This window comes from Reyranella sp. (assembly GCF_052439685.1).
Taxonomy (GTDB): domain Bacteria; phylum Pseudomonadota; class Alphaproteobacteria; order Reyranellales; family Reyranellaceae; genus Reyranella.
The window spans coordinates 231,880-253,038 of record NZ_JBQVQG010000005.1 but is presented as its reverse complement, the minus strand read 5'-3'; the positions used below and the strand labels follow the sequence as shown (position 1 = coordinate 253,038).

The following is a 21,159-nucleotide window of genomic DNA, read 5'->3' as shown; positions in this document are numbered from 1 at the left end:
CCCATTCAGTCCAAAGCCGACTACACCAGGGTGCGCAACTCCGCGGTGGCGACCGACAACATGGCAAGATCGATGGCGCCGGCCGAGGCGAGATCCTCCTTGAGGAGACGGTCGACGCGCTCCAGGGCGAGCTTGCGTGGTTCGCTCCAGGCGGCGAGGGCCGAATCGGGGTCGCACTCTTCACGCCCGCCGGCGCGCAGGGCGGACCGTAGCAGGTCGGCATGGAGTGCCGCCAACTCGTCCTGCATCGCGAGCGCGGCCTGCGACGGCCACAGCCCTTCTCGCGGCAGCTTTTGCGCGGCGTTTGCCAGCAGCGCGAGCGACAGCCGCTCACCCAGCCGGAAGTAGAGCCTCGCGGCACTGCCGATCGTGCACCCGTTGGCCTCGGCGGCCAGGGCGAGGTCACCCGCGGCGGACAGGGTTTCGAGTGCGGCGGCGCGACGGGCGAGATCGGCCGGCGCGCCCATCGCCTCGAGTGCGGCGGAACGCTCGCCCAGCGCCGCGCCTTCGGCCTCGCCCACGAGATCCGCGGGCAGGGCTCCCAACTCGGCAACGGCGCGGCCGAGCTGGGCCGTTGCCGCCGACGTGTCGAGCGGCTGCGGCAGGCGCCGCAGGACCCATTGCACACCGCGCAGGATGAAGCGCTGCGAGGCGATCAGCATGCGGATCTGCGCCGCGGCCTTGAGGGCAGGGTCGAGCGCTTCGACGTCGGCCCACAGCTCCCGCAGCTTCCAGGCGTCGCGCACGACCGTGAAGGCCTGCGCGATGGCGGCCGCCGAGGCGCCGGTCCGCTGCGCCACCGTGTGCACGAAGGTCGGGCCGCACCGGTTGACCAGTGAGTTCACGACCTCCAGCGTCGTGATCTCGCGGCGCAGGCGATGACCGTGCAGCGCCGCCGGATGGTTTTCCCGCAGCGCCGTCGGGAAGTAGCGCAGCAACTCTTCTTCGAGGCGGGGATCGTCGGGCAGGTCGGAAGCGAGGATTTCCTCGTTGAGATCGATCTTGGCGTAGGCCAGCAGTACCGACAGTTCGGGCCGCGTCAGCGGCTGGCGATTCTGGGCGCGCACGCGCATGGCGGCGGAGCCCGGCAGGAACTCGACGGCGCGATCGAGCCGACCCTTGCGTTCAAGGGCACGCATGAAGCGCTCCAGCCGGTCGTGCTCCTCCGCCGCCTGGCCCTCGGCGACGCTGACCGCCTGGCTCTGCTGGTAATTGTGGCGCAGCACCAGCGCCGCGACCTCGTCGGTCATCGAGAAGAGCAGCGGGTCCCGATCCGTTGCGTCGAGCGCACGGGCGGCGATGGCGGCGCTGGTCGCGATCTTGATGTTGACCTCGTGATCCGACGTGTCGACGCCGGCCGAATTGTCGAGCGCGTCGGTGTTGATCTTGCGCCCGGCCAGTGCTGCCTCGATGCGGCCGCGCTGGGTGAAGCCGAGATTGGCGCCTTCGCCGATCACGCGGGCGCGCAGGTGCGCGGCGTCTACACGCAACGCGTCGTTGGCGCGGTCGCCGGCCTCGCCATGGCTTTCGTCCGAGGCCTTCACGTAGGTCCCGATGCCGCCGAAATAAAGCAGGTCGACCGGCGCCGTCAGGATGGCCCGCATGAGGTCGAGCGGCGCCATCGCCGGCTGCTCTATTCCCAGCACCGCGCAGGCCTCGGGCGACAGCGCCAGCGACTTGGCCGCCCGGTCGAAGATCGCGCCGCCCGGCGACAGCAGGCTCCTGTCGTAGTCCATCCAGGAGGACCGCGGCAGCGCGAACAACCGTTGCCGCTCGGCCAGGCTCGTGGCCGGGTCGGGCGAGGGATCGATGAAGATGTGACGATGGTCGAAGGCCGCCACCAGCCGGGTGTGCGGCGACAGCAGCATGCCGTTGCCGAACACGTCGCCCGACATGTCGCCGACGCCGGCGACGGTGAACGGGGTTTCCTGGATGTCCTGGCCCAGTTCGCGGAAGTGGCGCTTCACCGACTCCCACGCGCCGCGCGCGGTGATGCCCATCTTCTTGTGGTCGTAGCCCGCCGAGCCGCCCGAGGCGAAGGCATCGTCGAGCCAGAAGCCGTAGTCGCGGGCCAGCGCGTTGGCGATGTCGGAGAAGGTGGCCGTGCCCTTGTCGGCGGCGACCACCAGATAGGGATCGTCGCCGTCGTGGCGCACCACGTCGGCAGGCGGCACGATCCCCCCGTCCGCATAATTGTCGGTGATGTCGAGCAGGCCGCGGATCAGGGTCTGGTAGCAGGCAATGCCCTCGGCCTGAATCTGCTCGCGCGTGCCCGCGCCTCCTTGAGGATTGGCCGGTGGCTGCTTCACGTAGAAGCCGCCCTTCGAGCCGACCGGGACGATGACGGCGTTCTTCACCATCTGCGTCTTCATCAGTCCGAGAATCTCGGTGCGGAAATCCTCGCGCCGGTCGGACCAGCGGATGCCGCCTCGGGCGACGCGTCCGCCGCGCAGATGGATACCTTCCATGCGCGGGCTGTAGACGAAAATCTCGACCAGAGGCCGCGGTGCCGGCAGGTCGTCGATGGCGCGGCTGTCGATCTTGAGGGAGATCCACGCCTTGGTGCCGCCGGCCTGCCAGTAGTTGGTGCGCAGCGTGCAGCGCACGGCATTGTGGAAGCGACGCAGGATTCGGTCTTCGTCGAGCGTGGTGACGGCTTCGAGCGCGGTCGCGAACTCCGCCTCGATGGACTCAATCCGCGCCGTGCGCTCTCCACCGCTCGCATCGCCCAAGGCCGGATCCAGGCGCGCGACGAAGAGATCGACCAAGAGCCGCGCCACCCGCGGATAGGCCGCCAGCGTGCGCTCCATATATTCCTGACTGAACGTGATGCCGGCCTGCCGGAGGTACTTGGCATAGGCGCGCACGATGGCGATCTCGCGCCAGGCGAGGCCGGCGCCGAGGACCAGCCTGTTCAGCCCGTCATTCTCCAGCGCGCCTGACCGCAACTTCTCGATCGCCTCGATGAAGCGCGGCCCGGCAAGCGTGAGATCGACCGCCGACTTGTCCGCGGTCTCCACCCGCAACACCTGCATGGCCACGCCATCGGCCGGCTCCTCATCGCTCTCCTTGCGCAGCAGGAACGGCACCTCGCTGATCACGCGCAGGCCGAGATTCTCCGCGAGAGGCAGGATGTCGGACAGCGCGAAAGGCTTGCGCGGATGAAACAGGCGCAGCGCAAAGCGGTGCGCCGGCATGCCGCTGCGGCGGCCGACCTGCACGCCGAACCCGGCGCCGTCGCCAAACCTCTGGAGCTGCTCGATGTCGGTCGCGGCCTGCGCCGCATCGAAGGTCTCGCGATAGACGACGGGAAACCAGTCCCGCCAGCGCCGCGCGGCGGCGCGTCCCTCGGCCTCCCCGAGCTTCTCCTGCAGGGTAGCGCGCAGACGGTCGTTCCATGACGTCGCGGCTTCGATCATGTCGCGTTCGAGCGCGGCGAGATCGGGGACGGGCCGCCCCGGCGTGTGGAGCCTCAGCGTATGGAGCGACTGGACCAGGGCGGAATTGCTGCCGATCGACGTGGCGACCGAGACGGCGGTCGCATCCCAGGCCTTCTCCAGAAGCGACGTGAAGCGTTCCGAAAGCGCCGCATCGAAGCGTTCGCGCGGGGCGAAGACCAGAGCGGAGGCGAAGCGGCCGAGCGTGTCGAGGCGGGTGAACAGCGCCACGCGCCGCCTTTCCTGGAGCTGCAGAATGCCCAGCACATGATCGTAGAGCGTCTCCTCGTCGATCTGGAACAACTCGTCGCGCGGATAGGAATCCAGGATCGCCAGCAGGGCCTTGCCGTCATGGCCGTGGCGGTCGAATCCCGAGCGGCGCAGCAACGTCTCGACGCGGCCGCGCAGCAGCGGCACGTCGTGCACCGCCGCGTGATAGGCGGCCGACGTGAACAGGCCGACGAGGCGATGCTCGCCGGTGACCCTTCCGTCGGCGTCGCGGGTCTTCACGATCACGCAGTCCATGGCCCCAATGCGGTGGACCAGCGACTGGCGGTCGGTCTTGACGATCAGGATGTTGTGCGGACCCTGCGCGAAGCGCGCCATCGCCTCGCCGCTGCCCACGCCGGGGTCGAACAGGCGCACCTCGTCGCGGCGCAGGATGCCCAGCGCCGATCCCGGCACCAGCTCGTAGCGCAGGCCGCCGGGTTGGCTCGAATCGTCGACGTAGCGGTATCGGCGATGGCCCAGGAACGTGAAATGGTTGGCTTCGAGCCAGCGCAGGAAGTCATCGTATTCCGCGAGGTCCGGTGCGCGGCCGGGCGCGAGATCGACGATCGCGTCGAGGCAGGCGCGGCGCATGGCGCGCCAGTCGTCGACCGCCAGCCGCACTTCGGCCAGCACGCGCGTGAGCGCGGAAGCAATCTCGTCCTGCAGCACCGGATCGGTCTGGCGGTCGATCTCGATGTGCATCATCGATTCCGAGCGCGCGCGTTCGCCGGCCTCCAGCGCGATGCCCACCAGGTCGCCGTCGAGGTCACGGCGTGCCGCCAGCACCGGATGGGCGAGCAGATGGACCGCGATTTCGCGGCGGTTGAACTCGTTGGCGATCGAATCGACCAGGAACGGCATGTCGTCGTTCACGATCTGCACGATCGTGTGACGGCTCTCGAATCCATGGTCTGGAAGCGACGGGTTGAAGATGCGGACCTTGGCGACGCCGGGCAGGCGGCGGCGGGCGAAGGCCAGCAGCGAGGTTGCAGCCGCGGCGCGCTGGTCTACGGGTGCAGCGGCCAGGTCCTTGTCGGACAGGCGGCCGAACAGCCTGCGCGCAAATTGTGCGGAATCCTCACCGCCGGCCTGCAGGGCGGCAGCGCAGATGGCGTCCAACCCATAGACGCGCGGCACCGAAGCGGTGACCATATTTTGTGCATTCCTCCGCAAAACCGGGGGCGATGTTACGCCTGACCATGACATTCTGACGACGGACTCTTGGCGACGCCGAGAATGCCCATCGTATCTCGCCTTTCCCGGCTTGGCCCCGAGAGGTTGAGCCGATTCGCTGCGGTTTCTGTCTGGGAGGCACGGAATCCGCGGGAAAGCGCGTTTTGTTCTCCTCTATGCTGCACCTGCGAAGAGTCGAAAACCGCTCGGGAAACAGAATTTCAAAGCCGATTTTCGGCCGGTTTTTCAGGGGGTTAACCAACCATTCCTGAGATTCACAAACGGGGAGTAAATTTCGCAATGACAGGCCCGGCGGCATCCGTACTATCTATGGATAGTGGGAAGCGGCCAATCGCTCCCAAGATGTAGGCTTCTTCCACAGAGTGTTCTATCCACAACTGTGGACAAAAAAGAAAAAGGGGACCGCAAGTGTTTGATGTCGTTCAAGTTCGAAGCGGTGCGCGGGTTGTTACCGATTCTTCCCGGGACGCCCGGCTCACGATTTTTGGCAAGGCCACGCTGAACGACCGGTACCTGCTGCCGGGCGAGACCTATCAGGACATGTTCGCGCGCGTTGCCTCGGCCTATGCCGACGACGATGCCCATGCCCAGCGCCTCTACGACTACATCAGCAATCTGTGGTTCATGCCGGCCACACCCGTGCTCAGCAATGGGGGGACCACCCGCGGCCTGCCGATCTCGTGCTTCCTGAACGAGGCGAACGACAGCCTCGAGGGCATCGTCGGGCTGTGGAACGAGAACGTGTGGCTGGCGGCCCGTGGCGGCGGCATCGGCTCCTACTGGGGCAATCTCCGTTCGATCGGCGAAAAGGTCGGCATGAACGGCAAGACCTCGGGCGTGGTGCCATTCATCCGCGTGATGGACTCGCTCACCCTGGCGATCAGCCAGGGCTCGCTGCGCCGCGGTTCGGCCGCCGTCTACCTGCCGGTCAACCATCCCGAGATCGAGGAATTCATCGAGATCCGCCGTCCGACCGGTGGCGATCCCAACCGCAAGGCGATGAACCTGCATCATGGCCTGCTGATCTCCGACGCCTTCATGCGCGCCGTGGAGAACGACGAGGAATGGGCGCTGGTCAGCCCCAAGGACGGCGCCGTGCAGCGCACCGTCTCGGCGCGCGGCCTGTGGATCCGCATCCTGACGGCGCGCGTGGAAACCGGCGAACCCTACCTCGTGTTCGTCGACCATGTGAACAACGCCCGTCCCGAGCACCACAAGCTCGCGGGCCTAGAGGTCAAGACCTCGAACCTGTGCAGCGAGATCACGCTGCCGACCGGCATCGACCATCACGGCAAGCAGCGTACTGCCGTCTGCTGCCTGTCGTCGCTCAATCTCGAGACCTATCTCGAGTGGCACGAGCATCCGACCTTCATCGAGGACGTGATGCGCTTCCTCGACAACGTGCTGCAGAGCTTCATCGACACCGCCGGCTCCGACTTCGCGCGGGCGACCTATGCCGCGATGCGCGAGCGCTCGGTCGGTCTCGGCGTCATGGGCTTCCACTCCTTCCTGCAGGCCAACGGCATTCCGCTCGAATCCGTGATGGCCAAGGTGTGGAACAAGAAGATGTTCAAGCACGTCCGCGGCCAGTGCGACGAGGCGTCGATGACGCTGGGCAAGGAACGCGGTGCCTGCCCGGATGCGGAGGATTTCGGCTTCCAGGACCGCTTCTCCAACAAGCTCGCGATCGCGCCGACGGCGTCGATCTCGATCATCTGCGGCGGCGCCTCGCCCGGCATCGAGCCGTCGGCCGCCAACGTCTACAATCACAAGACGCTCTCGGGTTCCTTCGTGGTGCGCAATCCGTACCTCGAGAAGCTGCTGAACCAGAAGGGCAAGAACGACGAGGACACCTGGACGGCGATCATGACCGACCAGGGCTCGGTGCGTAATCTCGACTGCCTCGACGATCACGAGAAGGCGGTATTCAAGACCGCCTTCGAGATCGACCAGCGCTGGCTGGTCGAGCATGCGGCCGACCGGACGCCCTATATCTGCCAGAGCCAGTCGCTGAACATCTTCCTGCCGGCCGACGTGCATAAGCGCGACCTGCATCAGATCCACATGATGGCCTGGAAGCGCGGCGTGAAGAGCCTCTATTACTGCCGCTCCCTCTCCATCCAGCGCGCCGAGAGCGTGGCAGGCGAAGCCCTCGCCGCACCGCTCGGCGACCATGCCCTTACGGCGCCTAGAATCGACGCTCCCTCCTCTCTGCCGCTCGGAACGCCGCCGGGTCCGCAGAGCAATGACTACGAAGAATGTCTTAGCTGCCAGTAAACGAGCGTTGTCTCCCCTGTCGCGTTCCCGGCATTCGGGACCGCGGCAGGGGGTTTTAATTTCAAGCGACCCCATTCATTCGCCCGACATATTGGACGCCTGCGCCATGTCACTCCTCGACGCCAAGCCGATCTACAAGCCGTTCCACTATCCCTGGGCCTACGACGCCTGGCTGACGCAGCAGCGCATCCACTGGCTGCCCGAGGAAGTGCCGCTGGCCGACGACGTCAAGGACTGGCGCAACAAGCTGACCGACAGCGAGCGCCATCTGCTGACGCAGATCTTCCGCTTCTTCACCCAGGCCGACGTCGAGGTGAACAACTGCTACATGCGGCACTACAGCCGCGTCTTCAAGCCGACCGAAGTGCAGATGATGCTGGCCGCCTTCTCGGCGATGGAGACGGTGCACGTCGCCGCCTACAGCCACCTGCTCGACACGATCGGCATGCCCGAGACCGAGTACTCCGTCTTCCTCACCGTCAAGGAGATGAAGGACAAGTACGATTACATGCAGGGCTTCAACGTCGACTCGAAGGCCGACATCGCCAAGACGCTGGCCGTGTTCGGCGCCTTCACCGAAGGCCTCCAGCTGTTCGCCAGCTTCGCCATGCTGATGAACTTCCCGCGCTTCAACAAGATGAAGGGCATGGGCCAGATCGTGACCTGGTCGGTGCGCGACGAGACGCTGCACTGCAACTCGATCGTCAAGCTGTTCCGGACCTTCATCCAGGAGAACCCGGAAGTCTGGACCGAGGAGCTGCAGCGCGAGATCTACGTCGCCTGCTCGACCATCGTCGATCACGAGGACGCCTTCATCGACCTCGCCTTCGAACTGGGCGGCATCGAGGGCATGACCGCGACCGACGTGAAGCGCTACATCCGCTACATCGCCGACCGTCGCCTGACCCAGCTCAGCCTGCAGCCCATCTATCGCGCGGACGCCAAGAACCCGCTGCCGTGGATGGACCAGATGATGAACGCCATCGAGCACACCAACTTCTTCGAGAACCGCTCGACCGAATACTCCAAGGCTTCTACGCGCGGCACCTGGGACGAGGCGTTCAGCTGACGTCGCCGGTGCGCATCAACCAGGGACGGACGCGTCCCAGTTCCGGCCACCGTAATAGAAGCGAAGAATCGTCACCTCTGTCGAGGAGACGGTGAAGGCGATCGCGATTCGTCGTTCGAAGCCCACCACTCGCAAGCCAGGACGCAGGTCGTCGCGCCTCTGACCCCGTTCGCTGCCGATCTCGAAGCCAGTGCAATAGGACATCAGGCGCTCGATGTAGTTCAGCGCTAATTCGGCACCCGCTCGTTCCGTGATCCAGTCGCCCAGCTTGATGAGATCGTCCCGGGCCTCGGGCGCGAAAGTAACGATACGACGCTTCAACGACGGGCCTTGCGTTTCGGGGCGTAGCGCGCGCGCGCCTCGGAGAGGACAGACTTGCTCGAGAGCTTGCGTTCCGGATTCGCCGTCATCGCGTCATAGACGGGAACGACTTCGTCTCGTAGCCATCTTTCGACGGCAGCGTCGCGCTCCTGCAGCGCACGGAGACCCGCCCGGATGACTTCGGAGCTGGAGGCATAGGCTCCCGATTCGACCTTCGAGTCGATATAGGCTGCCTGTTCGATCGGAAGGCTGAACGTACGCTTTGAAACTCTGCTCATCTTCACCCACCGGTATGACTTGATCACACCATCGTTCCAAACGCTGGCAGGGCCGTCAACCTATTGAGGGCGCTGCTCCCTTCCACCCTCCCATGAGACCGATGTAGGCTTCCTCCGCTGAGCGTCCAGTTGCGTTGCGTCCGCGCGCCGTCGTGAACCCTGGAGGCAGCCATCATGAAAACTCGTCGCCGTTCACTGGCGCATCTCGCCGTCGGTGCCGCCGCGTTGCCGTTCGTGCCCGGCATGGCGCACGCGCAGGCCTATCCATCGCGCACCGCCCGCATCGTCGTCGGCTTTCCCGCCGGCGGTGCGACCGACATCCAGGGTCGCCTGATGGCCGAATGGCTGACCGAGCGTCTCGGCCAGCAGTTCATCGTCGAGAACAAGCCCGGCGCCAGCGGCAACATCGGCACCGAGACCGTCGCCAAGGCCGCGCCCGACGGCTACACGCTGCTGCAGGTCGTGACGCCCCATGCGATCAACGCCGCGCTCTATTCAAATCTCAGCTTCGACTTCATGCGCGACATCGCGCCGGTCATCTGCGCCGCGCGCCTCGCCTACCTCGTCGTGGTCAATCCGTCGGTTCCTGCGAACACACTTCCCGAGCTCATCGCCTACGCCAAGGCCAACCCCGGCAAGATCAACTACGGATCGGCCGGCCAGGGCACGCCGCAGAACATCGCCTGCGAACTCTTCAAGATGATGACCGGCGTGAACCTGGTGCACGTTCCGTACAAGGGCGGCGCGCCGGCCGTCGCCGACCTGATCGCGGGCCACGTGCAGGTCGTCTTCGCGCCGCTGTCTGAATCGATACAGCAGGTCAAGGCCGGGAAGCTGCGCGCGCTGGCGGTGACGACCAAGGCGCGTCTGGAGGTGCTGCCGGACGTTCCGCCGGTGGCGGACTTCGTGCCGGGCTACGAGGCGAGCGGCTTTGCCGGCATCGGCGTACCCAAAGGTACGCCGGCCGAGATCATCACTCTGTTGAACAAGGAACTGAACGCCGGCCTCGCCAGCGACAGGATCAGGACCCGCATCGTCGAACTGGGCGGCACGGTGGTGGGCGGCACGCCGGCGGAATTCGGCGCGATCCTCGCGGACGCCACGGAGAAGTGGGCGAAGGTGATCAAGTCCGCCGGCATCAAGGCCGAGTAGCATCGGAAGGCAGAAGCAGGAGCGCGGCGACGGCACCCAGTCCGGACGCGGCAGCGGCCAACAGGAACGAGAGGGTGTAGGCGCTCGCTGCCTGTTCCGATCCCAGCGCGGCGCCCAGGGCTGCGATCCCGAGCGCGAAGCCGCCCTGGCGCATCACGATGGTGAGCGCCGAGGCCATGCCGGCCTGTGCCGGTGGCGCCAGGGTCACGACCGCGCCGGAGAGCTGCGATTGCACGAGCGCGGCGCCCGTTGCGATCACGACCATGCCGAGGAGCGCCATCGTCCAGGTCGGCTCCAGCGCCAGGGCGAGGTCGCCCGCGGCGATCACCATGAGTCCGCAGGTGAACAGCGCTCTCCATCCCCATCGCGTGGCCAGGCGGCCGGCGAGGGGCGGCAGGAAGACCATCGGCAGGGTGGCGGCGAGCATGGCGACACCGGCCTGCGCCGTGGAGAGACCGAAAGCCGTCGTGAGGAACAATGGCAGATAGACCAGCGCCGCCCAGTAGCCGATCGACACGGTAATCAGCAGCAAGGCGACGGCGATCATCGCCGGCTGTGCCAGCAGGACGGGATCGAGGATCGGCTGAGGCCGGCGTCGCTGCTGCGCGACGAACGAAGCGCCGAAGATCAGAGTCGCGCCGGTGCCGAGGGCGATGTGCATCGGCGTGCGCCCGGCCAGCAGTGTTTCGATGGCGGCGCCGAGCGCCAGCGTGAGCAGGGCGATGCCGACCGGATCAAGCGGCCGCGAATCGGTGGCGCGCTCCTCGGCGACGAGCCGCGGCACGATCCACGCGGCCATCAGACAAAAAGGAAGGTTGGCGAGGAAGATCCAGCGCCAGCCGAACCAGGCGGCAACCGCGCCGCCCAGGGTCGGGCCGATCGCCATCGCCGCGCCCGACACGATTCCCGCAAGGCCGAAGGCCCGCGCGCGATCCGCTGGATCGGGGTAGGCGCAGGCGGTCAGCGCGATCGAGCCGGTGATCACGAAGGCGGCTCCGAGGCCCTGTGCGACGCGGGCGGCCCACAGCGACGGGCCGTCCCAGGCCACCCCGCAGGCGAGCGAGGCCGCGGCGAACAGCACATTGCCGGCCAGAAGCGCGCGCCGCCGTCCATGGCGGTCGGCCAGCGCACCGGAGGCGAGCAGCGTGGCGGTGAAGGCCAGGCTGTAGGCGTCCATCGTCCAGGCATAGGCCGCCAGGCCGAATCCCAGATCGTCGCCGATGGTCGGCAGGGCGACGATGACGGCGGTGACGTCGAGCTGGGTGAGGAAGCCCGCAAAGGAGAGGGCGAGGGCAGGAGTGCGCCGGAAGCTTTTCATGGCGGCGAGTGTCGCCGCCCCGTGCCCGCAAGCCCGAGCGCCAAGCATTCACTTCGATATGAATTTCGTTCATGATGCTGGAAAATGCGCTCGCTGCCGCCCTTCGACGCCCTGGTCGCCTTCGACACCGCGCTCCGCCATCGCAGCATGACGCGGGCAGCGGCCGAACTCGGCATGACCCAGAGTGCGGTCAGCCACCGCCTGCGCCGGCTCGAAGCCTATGTCGGCGCCGCGCTGCTCCATCGCTCCAGCACCGGTCTCAGCGCGACGCCAGCCGGCTTGACGTTGGCTGCCGGTCTTACCGGACTGCTCGATGGTCTGTCCGATCTCCGCGCGCGCTGTCGGGCCGTCGCCACGCCGTCGGGGCTGCGGGTCGGCGTGGGTGCCGCCCTTGCCGACTACTGGCTGGTGCGCCGGCTGCCGGCCTTTGCCGCGGCCAATGCCGGCCTCGAAGTCGAACTCACCATCGTCGAGAGCGAGGCCGAACTGCGCGCGGCCGACATCGACGTGCATATCCTCTGGCAGCCCACCGCGACGGCGCGCTCTTCGTCGACGCAGCGCCTGCTGTTCCAGGAGCAGGTCTTTCCCGTCTGCGTGCCGGGATTGCTGCCCGGCGGCCGGATGCTGCGCGATCCCCGGGCGCTGGCGACGCTGCCGCTGCTGCACAAGGGAACGCCCGGTCGTGGCCAGGGCGCGGAATGGTCGTGGCCCGTCTGGTTCGAGCGGCTGGGCATCGCCGGCAAGCCGCCGGCCGCGGCCCTGCGCTTCGGCACCATTCACACCGCGATCAGCGCGGCGTTGCAGGGCGCGGGCGTCGTCATGGCACGCTCGCTGCTGGTGCACGACGCGCTGAAGGACGGGCGGCTGGTGCGGGTGCTGCCGTCGTCCTGGGACATGCCGTCGAGCAAGGCGCATATCGTGCGCTGGCCCGCCGCCCTGACGGGCGACGAGCGTGTGCGACGGTTCGTGACGTGGGCGGTCGCGGAGGCCGAAAGGACGACCGGTCGCCGTCGTGACGTTCAGCCCTCGCCGAAAGTCCGCTTGTAGGTCTTGGTCATCACCTCGTCGAGGCGCGCCCCGGGAACGAAGTCGGCCATGTCGTCCGGCCGGGTCAGGCCCGGAAGCTGGCGCGCGCAATCGGACGGTTCGCCGATGACCTGCGTGACCGGGTAGAGGGCCGACCAGGCGGGGACGCCCTCGTAGTCCTCTTCCTCGTCCGCGACATGGGTGTTGCGGATCTTGCCCGACGCGGTCTCGATCTCCATGCCGATCATGGTCGTCGCCTTGAACTCCTGCTTGTTCGGCTGGCGGATGAGCTTGGAGCGGCCGGGATAGATGCGGTCGATGAAGCGGTCCATCAGCTTCAGCTTCTCTTCCGGATCGTCGATCACATGCGCCTTTCCGAAGGCCATGACCGCGCGATAGTTCACCGAATGATGAAAGCCGGAGCGCGCCATCACCAGCGAATCGAGATGCGTGACGGTGAGGCAGACGTCGACGCCTTCCTTCTGGCTGCGGATCATGCGGCTGGCCGAGGAGCCGTGCCAGTAGAGGTGGCTGCCTTCGCGCCAGAACGAGGTCGGCGTGCAGTAGGGGCGGCCGTCGATCACATAGGCGATGTGGCAGACCAGGGCGGCATCCAGGATCGCGTGGATGGTTTCCTTGTCGTAGCGACCGCGCTCGTGGACGCGCTTCACCTTGTTCACGTTGGTGACGGGATAGCTGTCGGGCGGGGTGACTGAATCGGGAGGGCTCATGACGTGACCTTTGGCGCACCGGAGAAGGGGTTGCTTGCGGGCGGACCATCGGCGCGATACGGATCAGGTGAAAGAGCCAGTTTGGTGGAAAGTGACTGGACCAGTTTCGAAGCCCCGCGCGACGCCCCGTTCCCGGCGCGCTCCGCCACTTGGCCTTGCGCTCGATCCAACCTCGTCCGAGCCGCTGCATCGCCAGATCGGTGAGCAGATGCGGCGCGCGATCCTCGAGGGTCGGCTGGAGCCCGGCGCGCGGCTGCCCTCGTCGCGGCAGATGGCAGAGGATCTCGACTGCGCGCGTGGCACGGTCGTGCTCGCCTTCGATCAACTCGTCGCCGAGGGCTACGTCGTGAGCCAGGCCGGCGCGGCCATGTCGGTCGCGGCCAACCTGCCCGACGAGATGCTGACCGTGCCGCGAACCGGCGCACCGCTGCCGGGCAAGTCGGCCGCCAGGGCCGCCGTGGCGCGTCGGACGCGGGCGCTGCTGGCCGAGACGGGCCCACCCGTCCCGGCCGGCCCGCCTCTGGGCTTTCCCACCGGGCAGCCGGACCGCGAGGCCTTTCCCTTCGCGCTGTGGGCCAAGCTGCTGGAACGGGAGTGGCGCCGGCCCGGCCTCGAAGCGGCCAGCGCCGCGCATCCGTTCGGCCATGCCGGTCTGCGTCAGGCGATCGCGACCTATCTCGGCGTGGCGCGCGGCTTCACCTGCGATCCGGCCGAGGTCGTGGTCACGACGGGAATCCGTCACGGCCTCTCGCTGTTCGCGCAGGTCGTGCTCGATGCCGGCGACACGGCCTGGATCGAGGAGCCGGGCTTCGTCGGCGTGCGCGAGGCGCTGGCGGGTTCGGGCGTGAGGGCCGTGCCCATCGCCATCGACGAGTCGGGCTTTTCGCCCGAGGTGGCGCAGGCAACGGCGCCCGAGGCCAGGCTGGCGGTCGTAGCGCCGGCGCATCATTTCCCGCTCGGCACCGTGCTCAGCCTGCAGCGCCGGCTGGAGCTGTTGAGTTGGGCCGAACGAAGCAAGGGCTGGATCGCCGAGGACGATTTCGACGGCGAGTATCGCTACAGCGGACGGCCGCTGGCGCCGCTGCGCACCCTCGATCGCTCAGGCCGCGTCGCCTATTTCAGCAGCTTCTCCAAGCTGCTCTTCCCCGCGCTGCGGTTGAGCTTCCTCGTCCTGCCGGCCTCGCTGGTCGAGGCCACCGAACGCATCATGGACCGCATCTCGGTGCGGGCGCCGCTGCTGGGGCAGGGTGCGCTGGCACGGTTCATCGCCGAGGGCCATTTCGCCACCCATCTGCGCCGCACGCGTCTTCTCTACGCCGGCCGCCGCGAGGCCTTGCTCAAGGCGGCCGCGCGGCATCTCGACGGGCTGCTCACGGTGGCTCCCGATCCGGGCGGCATGCACGTGATCGCGAGCCCCTCCCCGCAGATCGCGCAACGCTTCGACGACGTCGCCGTGACGGCGGCCGCGGCGGCCCACGGCCTGACCGTCCAACCGCTTTCGGTCTGCTACGCCGGCCGCACGCGGCGGCACGGCCTCATCCTGGGCTATGCCGGCATACCCGAAGCCGAGATCGATCGCGCTCTGGTGAAGCTGCGCGACACGGTACTCGGGTCGACCGGGCACCCGAAGCGCCGGCGCTAAGCGGCATCAGACGGCGCGCGCCGCCATGGCTGCCTCGAAGGCGGCGAGGCGTTCGGGTAGTTTGCCGAGCGACGTGCTGGCCGTCGAAGCGGCCGCCGGTTTCGGCAGTGTCTCGTAGAAGTGACAGGCCACGCGATGGCCGTCGCCGGCGTCGCGCAGCACCGGTTGCTCCTGCTTGCAGCGCGGTTGGGCATGGATGCAGCGCGTGTGGAAGCGGCAGCCTGGCGGTGGCGCAAAGGGGCTTGGCACGTCGCCCGCCAGCAGAACGCGCTCCTTGCGGACGCTGGGATCGGGGCGCGGGATCGCCGACAGCAGGGCCTGCGTGTAGGGGTGCAGCGGCCGGTCGTAGAGGTCGCGCTTAGCGGCGATCTCGACGAGCTGGCCGAGATACATGACCGCGACGCGGTCGCTGATGTGCTTCACCACCGCGAGGTCGTGGGCGATGAAGAGATAGGAGAGGCCGAAGCGCTGCTGCAGGTTCTGCAGCAGGTTCACGATCTGCGCCTGGATCGAGACGTCGAGCGCGGAGACCGGCTCGTCGCATATGATGAGGTCGGGATTGACCGCCAGCGCGCGGGCGATGCCGATGCGCTGGCGCTGGCCGCCGGAGAACTGATGCGGATAGCGCCGCGCATGTTCGGGCAGCAGACCCACGACGTCGAGCAGGTCCTTGACCCGTGTCGCCCGTTCGGCCTCGGTGTGGAGCCCATGCACCGCCATCGGCTCGGCCAGGATCTCGCCCACCGTCATGCGCGGGTTGAGCGAGGCATAGGGGTCCTGGAAGATGATCTGCATGTGGCGGCGCAGGCGGCGCAGCGCGTGCTTGTCGAGGGTCGCGATCTCCTCGCCCTTGAACCGGACCGAACCCGCGGTCGGATCCATCAGGCGCAGCACGAGGCGGCCGGTCGTCGACTTGCCGCAGCCCGATTCGCCCACCAGCGCCAGCGTCTCGCCGCGGGCGATCTCGAAGCTTACCCCTTCCACGGCGCGCACCATGCCGATCACCTTGCGGCGGATCAGCCCGCGGCTCACCGGGAAGTGTTTCACCAGCCCATCCACCTGCAGGACGGGCGTTGCCGTTGCTGTGCTCATGCCGCCCTCGCCAGTTCGACCGGCGCCTTCCAGCAGGCCACTCGATGCGCCGGCCCGAGGTCGCGCAGCGGCGGCGGCTCGACGTGGCAGCGTGGGTCGGCGAAGGGGCAGCGCGGCGCGAAGCGGCACCCCTTGGGCTGGTTGTTGGGACTGGGCACCGAGCCCTCGATGGTCGACAGGCGTTCGCGGTCGACCTCGATGCGCGGGATCGAGCCCAGCAGGCCGATCGTGTAGGGGTGCTGCGGATCGGCGAACAGCGCATCGACCGGCGCGCTCTCGACGATCTTGCCGGCGTACATCACCACCACCTCGTCGGCGATCTCGGCGATCACCCCGAGATCGTGGGTGATGATCAGCATCGCCATGCCGAGCCGGCGCTGCAGGTCCTGCAGCAGGTCGAGGATCTGCGCCTGGATGGTGACGTCGAGCGCCGTGGTCGGCTCGTCGGCGATCAGCAGGGCCGGCTCGCAGGACAGCGCCATGGCGATCATGACCCGCTGGCGCATGCCGCCGGACAGGAGGTGCGGATAGTCGTCGACCCGCTGCTTCGCCGAGGGGATCCGCACCAGCTCGAGCATTTCTATCGCGCGGGCCTTGGCGGCCTGCGGCGACAGCTGTGTGTGCGCCAGGATCGCCTCGACGATCTGCTGGCCGATCGTGTGGACCGGATTGAGCGAGGTCATCGGCTCCTGGAAGATCATCGACATCTTGCCGCCGCGCAGGCGACGACGCTCGTCGGCCGAGAGGCCGAGCACGTCCCGGCCTTCGAACAAAATCGCGTCGGCTGCGACCTGGCCGGGCGGGCTCGCCACCAGGCCCATGACGGAGAGCGAGGTGACGCTCTTGCCGCAGCCGGATTCGCCGACCAGTCCGACGGTGCGGCCGCGCCCGACGGAGAAGTCGATGCCGTCGACCGCGCGGAAGAGGCCGCGGTCGGTGTGGAAGTGGGTGCGGAGACCGCGCACCTCGAGGAGCTTTTCCATCAGTAGGAGTAATCCAGACCCTTGTAGAAGGTGTTCTGGTAGAGCATGTGCGGACGCACGCCCTTCAGCTTCTTGAGGCTGGTCGTGTACATCGCGATGTTCATGACCGGCATCCAGAGGTGCTCCTCGGTCACACGCTGCTGGGCCAGCGCATAGTATTTGGCCCGGTCGGCGTCGGTGATCGAGGCGCGGCCCATCTTGAGATACTCGTCGGTCTTGGCGTCGTTCCAGTTCATGCGGTTGGGCGCCGGCATGTTCTTGGAATCGAAGTAGAAGTTCAGCAGATCGCCGGACGAGATGTAGGGAAACGTCACCGTCCACAACTCGAAGTCCTGCTTGCCCATCTCGGCGGGTGCGATGGTCGAGTCGTAGCCCACGATCTTCCAGTCGACGCCGATCTTGCGCATGTAGCCCTGGATCGCCTCGGAGACGCGCGGGAAGTAGGCGACCTGGGTGAACAGGACCCTGGGCGCCAGCTTGACGCCGTCCTTCTCGCGGATGCCGTCGGCGCCGACCTTCCAGCCGGCCTCGTCGAGCAGCTTCTTCGCGCGCTCGACATCCTCCTTGATGAGGCCCTTGGTCGAGTCGGCGAAGTCGAGCGCCTTGGGATCGATGAAGGTGTAGGCCGGCTCGGCATTGCCCAGCATGATGCCCTTGACGATGTCGGCACGGTTGATGGCGATGTTCATCGCCTCGCGCACGCGCTTGTCGGCCACCATCGGGCGCGTGGTCTTGTACCCGTAGTACATCAGCTGGAAGTTGGGCTTGGCCTCCTGGACGTTGAGATTGGGCGAGGCCTTGACCTGCTGGATGAACTGCAACGGGATCTGGTGCGTGACGTCGAACTGCCCGCCCATCATCGCCGCGACCCGGCTGGAATCCTCGGGCACGATCTTGATGCTGAGCTTCTCGAACTTCACCGGCCCCTTGTTGGTGTACATCGAGGGCCCCCACTTATAGGCGTCGTGCCGCTTCAGCACGATCTCGGTGCGCGGTTGCCAGCTCTCGAAGCACCACGGGCCGGTGCCGTCGATCGCCTTGACGCCGTAGTCCTTGCCCAGTGCCTCGACGCTCTCCTTGTTGTGGATGGCCGTCGTGAACATGGTGAGCTGCAGCAGCAGGTCGGCGAAGGGCTCGTTCAGCTCGTACTCGACCGTGTAGGGATCGGGCGCGCGCAGCTCCTTGATGTTGCCGGCGCGCCAGGCCAGCGGCGCCTTGAGCTCGGGGCTCTTCAGCCGCTTGAACGAGTAGATGACGTCCTCGGCGGTGAACTTCTTGCCGCTGCAGAAGCTCACATCGTCGCGCAGCTTGAAGGTGTAGAGCTTGCCGTCCGGGCTGATCGTCCACGATTTGGCGAGGTAGGGAATGGCTGTCTTGCCGTCCCAGTCCATCGCCACCAGCGTGTCCTGGAACATGTTCACGATGTCGGAGGTCGGCGACCAGGTCGTGCGTTGGCCGTCGTAATGCGGCGCATCGAGCGACTTCATCATCCGCAAGGTCTGCGCCTCCGCCACCGGGGAGAGGCCCATCACGCCAAGCAACGCCGTTACGCCCGTCAGGAACTTACGCATCGCTTCCTCGCCTTGTTGTTGTTCAGTGCGTCACGTCGGGACCCTTGTCGAAGGAGTGTGCAGGATCAGCTCTGCAGTCTCGGATCGAGGACGTCGCGGAGCGCGTCGCCCAGGAGATTGGCGGCCAGCACGATCACGAAGATCATGAAGCTGGGGATCGTCGCGATGTGCGGCGCCATGAACAGGAAGTCGCGGCCCTGCGCCGCCATCATGCCGAGCTCGGCCGTGGGCGGCTGGGCGCCCATGCCGAGGAAGCCCAGGGCCGAACCGATCAGGATGATCTGGCCGAAGCGCAGGGTCAGGAACACGAAGATGGTCGATATGCAGTTGAGCGTGAGGTAGCGCCAGATCAGCGTGCGGTCGGAGACGCCGACGGCGCGGCCCGCCTCCATGAATTCCTGGCTCATGATGCCGATAGCGGCGCCGCGTGCCACGCGGGCCACGTCCGGAACGGTCGCCACGACCAGCGCGATCACCACGGCGGTGAGGCCGGCGCCGAAGATCGCCGCCACCGCGAGGCCGATCAGGATCGCCGGGAACGCCAGCATCACGTCGACCAGCCGCATGATCCAGCCGTCGAGCCGGCGATAGTAGGCCGCCAGGATGCCGAGGAAGCCGCCCAGGAAGCCGCCGACGATGACGCCGATCAGGCCGAGCATCAGCGTGTTGCGCGAGCCGTAGATGACCCGGCTGAGAATGTCGCGGCCGGTATTGTCGGTGCCGAACCAGTGCTCCGCACTGGGCGGCTGCATCACCTTGGTGAGATCGGTGAGATAGGGGTCGTAGGGCGCGACCAGCGGCGCGAAGAGGGCAGCGAGGCCGATGGCGGTCAGCAGCAGCGCGGCCACGAGCGCCACCTTGTCCCGGGCCAGCCGGCGCAACACGCCGGAGCGCGCGAAGAGGCCGTTCTCGTCGGCGGCTGTCGGTGTGGGAGCGGAGGCGTTGAGGGCTTCGACGCTCATGACCGCTGCATCCTGGGATCGAGGTAGACGTAGAGGACGTCGACGATCAGGTTGATCGTGAGGAAGGCGATCGCGAGGATCATGATGGCGCCCTGGGCCGTCGGGAAATCGCTGGACACGATCGCGCCGACCGCCAGCCGTCCGACGCCGGGCCACGAGAACATCGTCTCGGTAACGACGGCGCCGCCCAGCAGGAAGGCCGCCTGCAGACCGATCAAGGTGACGACCGGAATCATCGCGTTGCGCAGCGCGTGGTGGATGATCACCACGGTCTCGCGCAGGCCCTTGGCACGGGCGGTGCGGACATAGTCGGCGCCCAGCACTTCGAGCACAGCGGTGCGCGTCAGCCGCGCGATCGGCCCGATCAGCACGCTGCCCAGGGTCAGTGCCGGCAGCACGAGGCTTGGCAGGCCACCGTCCCAGATCGGACCGGTGCGGCCGGTGAAGGGGAACAGGCCCCACTGGAAGCCCATGTACTGGATCAGGACCAGGCCGATGAAGAAGACCGGCATCGACACGCCCGCGACCGAGACGGCCATGATCGCGCGATCGACCAGGGTGCCACGCTTGACGGCAGCGAGCGTCCCCAGCGCCAGGCCGAGGGGGATCGCAATCACCATGCCGCCCAGCATCAGCTCGACCGTCGGACCGATGGTGAGCGCAAGCTCCTCGCTCACCATCTTGTTGGAGATGATGGAGCGCCCGAGATCACCCTGAAGCACCCGGCCGATATAGTCGGCGAACTGGACGGGGATCGAGCGGTCGAGGCCGAGTTCCTCACGGATCGCCGCGATCGTTTCGGCCTTGGCGTCGGGGCCGGCGATGATCATCGCCGGATCGGCGGGCACCACCTGCAGGAGACAGAAACACAGGAAGAGAACCCCGAGCAGCGCGGGGAACGAGACCAGCAGGCGGTGGACGATCTGTCTTCCCATGCGCCGTCCTCGGACCGTTTCGGCCAAGAAGAAGCGCGCCGGTTTCCCGGCGTGTCTCGACGCTTCTCCCTGGCAGCCGCTGCTTCGGTCAGACCTGCGCGGCGTTCGTTATGCAGAGATTGTGCATGCGATTTTTTGCGATGTCACGCCCAGCCTCCTGCGTGCGGCAGGACATGTCCGGTGATGAAGCCGGCACCGTCGGAACAGAGGAAGCAGATCGTGGCACCGAGCTCGTCGGACTTGCCGAGTCGACCGAGTGGGATCTGCGCCGTCATCTTCGCCATCGCCTCGCTGTTGGCGAGCAGCGCCGGCGGGAAGTAGTCGGGGTTCTCGACATAGTTCGAGCCGACCGCGTTCACCGTGATGCCGTCGCGGCCCAGCTCCTTGGCGAGCGAGGAGACGAGACCGTTGCCGGCCGCGCGCGCCGAGACATAGGGCGCATAGTTGGCGATACCGCGCAGCGGCGCAGCCGAGGAGACGAAGACGATGCGTCCCGACTTGCGCTTGCGCATCGACGGCGCGACGAGCTGCGTCAGCCGGAACGGCGCCACGGCCATGACTTCCAGCGCATCGCGGAAGTCCTCGACCCGGGCTTCGCCAAGCGGCGCGCGCAGGGCGGGGTAGGCGTCGTTGTTGACCAGCGCGTCGATATGACCGTGCCGCTTCAGGGCGAGTTCGACCATCGTCGCCGGCTCGGTTGCCGACAGCGCATGAGCGCCCGGGAACTCCGCCTCGTACTTGCGTCGGGCGCTGGGCGCCTCGAACGACGGATCGTGCGCCAGCACGGTGGCGCCCTGGGCCAGGGCGACCCTTGTGGTGCCGTGGCCTGCGAATTTCTCGACGTTGGTGATCAGGATGACCCGGTCTTTCAGCAGCATGGCGATTCCTCTAGGTTGCGGCC

16 protein-coding genes are annotated in these 21,159 nt (G+C 67.1%); 5 read left to right on the top strand and 11 right to left on the bottom strand.

Translation table 11 applies throughout. From position 1 onward, the window contains the following. Positions 1-20: 20 nt before the first annotated feature. Positions 21-4,859, bottom strand: coding sequence for an NAD-glutamate dehydrogenase (locus ACT6UX_RS09675; protein WP_444774940.1), 4,839 nt, complete (start codon positions 4,857-4,859; stop codon positions 21-23). Between the two features lie 450 nt (positions 4,860-5,309). Here ACT6UX_RS09675 and ACT6UX_RS09670 point away from each other — a divergent pair, with 450 nt between their 5' ends. Both ACT6UX_RS09670 and ACT6UX_RS09665 read left to right on the top strand, forming a co-directional pair. Beyond that, complete coding sequence (locus ACT6UX_RS09670; protein ID WP_444774939.1) at positions 5,310-7,178, top strand: ribonucleoside-diphosphate reductase subunit alpha; 1,869 nt, start codon at positions 5,310-5,312, stop codon at positions 7,176-7,178. Positions 7,179-7,284: 106 nt separating this feature from the next. Beyond that, positions 7,285-8,247 carry a ribonucleotide-diphosphate reductase subunit beta gene (locus tag ACT6UX_RS09665; RefSeq protein WP_422032403.1) on the top strand — a complete coding sequence of 321 codons (963 nt, stop codon included), beginning with the start codon at positions 7,285-7,287 and terminating at the stop codon, positions 8,245-8,247. A 15-nt stretch (positions 8,248-8,262) separates the two neighbouring features. On the opposite strand, the gene ACT6UX_RS09660 is transcribed toward ACT6UX_RS09665, so the two are convergent. Next, positions 8,263-8,568, bottom strand: coding sequence for a type II toxin-antitoxin system RelE/ParE family toxin (locus ACT6UX_RS09660; RefSeq protein ID WP_444774938.1), 306 nt, complete (start codon positions 8,566-8,568; stop codon positions 8,263-8,265). Continuing rightward, positions 8,565-8,846, bottom strand: coding sequence for a type II toxin-antitoxin system ParD family antitoxin (locus ACT6UX_RS09655; RefSeq protein ID WP_444774937.1), 282 nt, complete (start codon positions 8,844-8,846; stop codon positions 8,565-8,567). Before ACT6UX_RS09655 ends, ACT6UX_RS09660 begins: the two co-directional genes overlap by 4 nt. 174 nt (positions 8,847-9,020) lie before the next feature. Here ACT6UX_RS09655 and ACT6UX_RS09650 point away from each other — a divergent pair, with 174 nt between their 5' ends. Then, the gene (locus ACT6UX_RS09650; RefSeq protein ID WP_444774936.1) at positions 9,021-9,998 is read left to right on the top strand and encodes a Bug family tripartite tricarboxylate transporter substrate binding protein; all 978 of its coding nucleotides are present in this window, start codon (positions 9,021-9,023) and stop codon (positions 9,996-9,998) included. Here the strand turns inward: ACT6UX_RS09650 and ACT6UX_RS09645 are convergent. Then, complete coding sequence (locus ACT6UX_RS09645; RefSeq protein ID WP_444774935.1) at positions 9,985-11,316, bottom strand: MFS transporter; 1,332 nt, start codon at positions 11,314-11,316, stop codon at positions 9,985-9,987. The genes ACT6UX_RS09650 and ACT6UX_RS09645 overlap by 14 nt on opposite strands. Before the next feature lie 84 nt (positions 11,317-11,400). Between ACT6UX_RS09645 and ACT6UX_RS09640 the strand changes: the two genes are divergently transcribed. Continuing rightward, the gene (locus tag ACT6UX_RS09640) at positions 11,401-12,363 is read left to right on the top strand and encodes a LysR substrate-binding domain-containing protein (RefSeq protein ID WP_444774934.1); all 963 of its coding nucleotides are present in this window, start codon (positions 11,401-11,403) and stop codon (positions 12,361-12,363) included. Here the strand turns inward: ACT6UX_RS09640 and ACT6UX_RS09635 are convergent. Continuing rightward, complete coding sequence (locus tag ACT6UX_RS09635; protein WP_444774933.1) at positions 12,336-13,073, bottom strand: pyridoxamine 5'-phosphate oxidase family protein; 738 nt, start codon at positions 13,071-13,073, stop codon at positions 12,336-12,338. The two genes, ACT6UX_RS09640 and ACT6UX_RS09635, sit on opposite strands and share 28 nt — an antisense overlap. A gap of 91 nt (positions 13,074-13,164) precedes the next feature. Between ACT6UX_RS09635 and pdxR the strand changes: the two genes are divergently transcribed. Continuing rightward, positions 13,165-14,715 carry a MocR-like pyridoxine biosynthesis transcription factor PdxR gene (pdxR, locus tag ACT6UX_RS09630; protein WP_444774932.1) on the top strand — a complete coding sequence of 517 codons (1,551 nt, stop codon included), beginning with the start codon at positions 13,165-13,167 and terminating at the stop codon, positions 14,713-14,715. 6 nt (positions 14,716-14,721) lie between these two features. On the opposite strand, the gene ACT6UX_RS09625 is transcribed toward pdxR, so the two are convergent. The 6 genes from ACT6UX_RS09625 to ACT6UX_RS09600 form a co-directional block, all read right to left on the bottom strand. After that, entirely contained in the window at positions 14,722-15,807 is a 1,086-nt protein-coding gene (locus ACT6UX_RS09625; protein WP_444774931.1) for an ABC transporter ATP-binding protein, read from the bottom strand. Beyond that, entirely contained in the window at positions 15,804-16,790 is a 987-nt protein-coding gene (locus ACT6UX_RS09620; protein WP_444774930.1) for an ABC transporter ATP-binding protein, read from the bottom strand. The genes ACT6UX_RS09625 and ACT6UX_RS09620 overlap by 4 nt, the downstream gene beginning before the upstream one ends. Continuing rightward, positions 16,790-18,361: an ABC transporter substrate-binding protein gene (locus ACT6UX_RS09615; RefSeq protein ID WP_444774929.1), complete on the bottom strand. Its 1,572-nt coding sequence runs from the start codon at positions 18,359-18,361 to the stop codon at positions 16,790-16,792. Before ACT6UX_RS09615 ends, ACT6UX_RS09620 begins: the two co-directional genes overlap by 1 nt. A 65-nt stretch (positions 18,362-18,426) precedes the next feature. After that, positions 18,427-19,323, bottom strand: coding sequence for an ABC transporter permease (locus tag ACT6UX_RS09610; RefSeq protein WP_444774928.1), 897 nt, complete (start codon positions 19,321-19,323; stop codon positions 18,427-18,429). After that, entirely contained in the window at positions 19,320-20,258 is a 939-nt protein-coding gene (locus ACT6UX_RS09605) for an ABC transporter permease (RefSeq protein WP_444774927.1), read from the bottom strand. Before ACT6UX_RS09605 ends, ACT6UX_RS09610 begins: the two co-directional genes overlap by 4 nt. A gap of 143 nt (positions 20,259-20,401) precedes the next feature. Continuing rightward, complete coding sequence (locus tag ACT6UX_RS09600) at positions 20,402-21,136, bottom strand: SDR family oxidoreductase (protein WP_444774926.1); 735 nt, start codon at positions 21,134-21,136, stop codon at positions 20,402-20,404. Positions 21,137-21,159: the final 23 nt, after the last annotated feature.